The sequence below is a fragment of the Pseudomonadales bacterium genome (assembly GCA_013215025.1).
Classification (GTDB): Bacteria; Pseudomonadota; Gammaproteobacteria; order Pseudomonadales; family DT-91; genus DT-91.
Map to the genome: position 1 here is coordinate 1 of JABSRR010000245.1, position 2,941 is coordinate 2,941.

Consider the following 2,941-nt stretch of genomic DNA (forward strand, 5'->3'; position numbering starts at 1 on the left):
TAAGCGGCGCATTAGGTATTTCTCGCCTGTACGATATGAGTTACGCCACTGTAGATGCGGATGTAACTGCCGATAATATTGCGATCAACGCCCGAGCAAACAATCAGTCCGATGAAGATGCTGCAGTTGAGCTTATGACCTACAACGTTGGCGTGGGCGGCACCGCTATCGGTGTCTCCTATGCTGATGTCCGCTCAAGCCATATTGTTGAGGCAGGTCTCAAACGGGCTACATCGAATGACACTGTCAATGACAATGGCACCTTGCGTATTAATGCAATCGATAGCACAGAACTTCGCATTGGTGACACACGGGCTGAAGTGTCGGATGAAGCCAGTGATGGTATGTTTGATCTGAAAATTGGTGCCGGTGTAGCAGGCGTTTCGGTCGCGATTGCAGAAAAAGATGCCAAAGTAAAAGCCTGGATGGGTGATTATGATGATAACGGTACGGTTAGCGTTAATGATGATCGCTTTACAGTTATTAATGGCTATAGCCAGCAAGATATTAGTGCCAAAGTAGAGGGGCAGATTAGAGCTAAAGCCTTTGCCGCCGCCGCTGGATTATTTGTTGGCTTACAAGGTGTGGGTACGGAGGCCAGAGATTATTCATCGGCCAATACCGTATTAGCCGGTTTTATCGGTGCCGGTGAAGGCACTGTTAATGCGGTATCGTTAGCTAGCCCTGAAACCTATTCTAGAGCCTACGGTGTTACCGTATCGGGTTTAGGCTCAGCTGGTGCATCAGTTGCAAATGCTTTTGCTGATACGCAGTCGACAGTCACGGTCAATAAATATACTTACTTCTCAGACAATGCCTCGTTGAATATCAACGCGCAGACTGGCGATGGAGTATCTGATAATTATGTCAGTGCAAATGCACAGGCGTTTGCAGCTTCGGGCGCAATATTTGTTGGCGTTGGTGCAGCCCAGGCAAATGCTGAAAATACCGCAGCTACGCACGCTGATATTGGTGATTATGTATACTTACCTGCCGATGATTTTATTGTCAATGCGCGAAACTACTCACGTCAAATTGCTGATGCAGATGGCTATGCGGTGGGTGCCTTAGCGGTTGGTTATACAGAGTCTTTTGCTACCTCGCAAACCTCATCTGGTATTTCGATGGGGCTTAACCCGGCTGGCTTTAACCGCTATGGTGATTTTGTTTTAGATGTTGTCAGTGTTGATGAAAATCAGGCCTTCACGGTTGCTGGCGGCGGTGGCTTCGTAAGCGGTAATGCGGCGATTTCGAATGCTGACACTCTGAACAAGTCGGCAACACAAAAAGCAGCTTATATCGATATTGCAGACTGGCAGGCTGATAGTAACACATTGCCGTTATCCGCTGATCAGGTTCGCATAAGCGCGTATCACGAATCCAATTTTTATGCCGCAACCGATTCAACTACCACATCTGTTGTTGGTGGCTCAGGTGCTGAAGCGGATGTGGATGTTGATAATGATGCCGATGTGAAGCTTGGCGAGAATGTTCATTTTGACGCATTAGCTATCGATATTGATGCGCGAAATACCGCGAAACGTTTAGAGCAAGCTTGGGATAACGCGTTTGAGGCAAATGTTTTTGCTGGCTCGGGCGGAGGCGCCAATGGCACCGCGGGGCTTTCATATAACGATCTTAGTGGCATCAACTCATCCGTATCACTTGATGATAATGTGACACTTACTATCAGTTCGTTAGCCTGGTTGGATCCAGGTGATGCTCATGACATCACTATTGATGCATCATCACGCTTTTTCATACGCGACACTTCTAAAGTTGAGGTGGGCGGTGTGTTACAAGGTGCTGGTGCACGTTCTGAAATAGATTTAGACGCAAACAACTCGATTACAATTGGTGACGATGTCGTTATCAATAACAATGTTGGTGCAATTGGAATCGGCACTTACACCACTGGCTCTGCGATGGCAGAAGCCAATGTGGCGGTATGGTCAGCTGCTGGTATTGCTGGCGGTGATTCTAACGCTGATATTACATTTAATAATATTATTACTATTGGCGAAGATGTTTCAGTTAACGCCCGAGAGGGTGTTGGTATTTATGCAGGACGTAGTTCTGATTATTTTGCGGAAAATCAGGTTTCATCAAGCGCCTTTACCAATGTTTATAATTGGTCAGCATACACTACCAGTGTTGGTAGCACAGCAATAGCAAATGTGAATGCCGACAATAGAATTAATTTTGGCGACAATATTTCCATTGGTTCGGACAAAGACGTCAATATTCAAGCGAATCAAGGCTCGATTTATTCTGAGGGTGTGGGAAGAGAACACAACACCTGGCAAGCTATTGGTAACGATGTTAAAGAGTTTGGATCTGACGATGCAAACAGTGATGATAATATTGTGTTCGATGGTTCGGGGCAGATAGTTGCTGGTCAGTCGGCTTATCAATATGTCAATATCAATAAAGATGGTGTTTTCGAATCCTCGGTTGATGCAACAAACTCGCCCTTTGACTCGGTGCGCAAGCTCGATCAAAAATACTCTTCACGGGCAACCTTGGCGGCCTATATTGCTGAATTACAAGCCTTGGTTGATGAATATAGTGCTTGGCAGGAAACCACTGTCAGTAACGAGCAAGGCGATATTGCTTCTGGCGATGTTGATAGCGATGGCAATAATCTTTCAGGTAGTGGTTCATCGCAAGATTCGAGCAATAGTCAATCAAGCGGTGCCGTTAATCCTTATGAGCAAGAAATAATCGCGCTTCGCAATGAAATAAGTGACTTGTCTGTAATTGTTGATAGTTTGTCGAGTATTGCTAACGATGTTATAGAAGTTAGAGATTTTTATGCCTCGGCAGGTAATATCAATATTGTTGCCGACGATGTTGCGCTTAATGGCAATTCGCAAAACAAACCAAACTTTATTGCCCGAGGCGATGCGGAAATTCTGATTGATAATAAATCAGATAAACA

1 protein-coding gene is annotated in these 2,941 nt (G+C 45.4%); it reads left to right on the forward strand.

Going from position 1 to position 2,941, the window contains the following annotated elements:
• Window positions 1-2,941: hypothetical protein (locus tag HRU21_12460; protein ID NRA43102.1), on the forward strand; the 2,941-nt coding region annotated here is incomplete at both ends.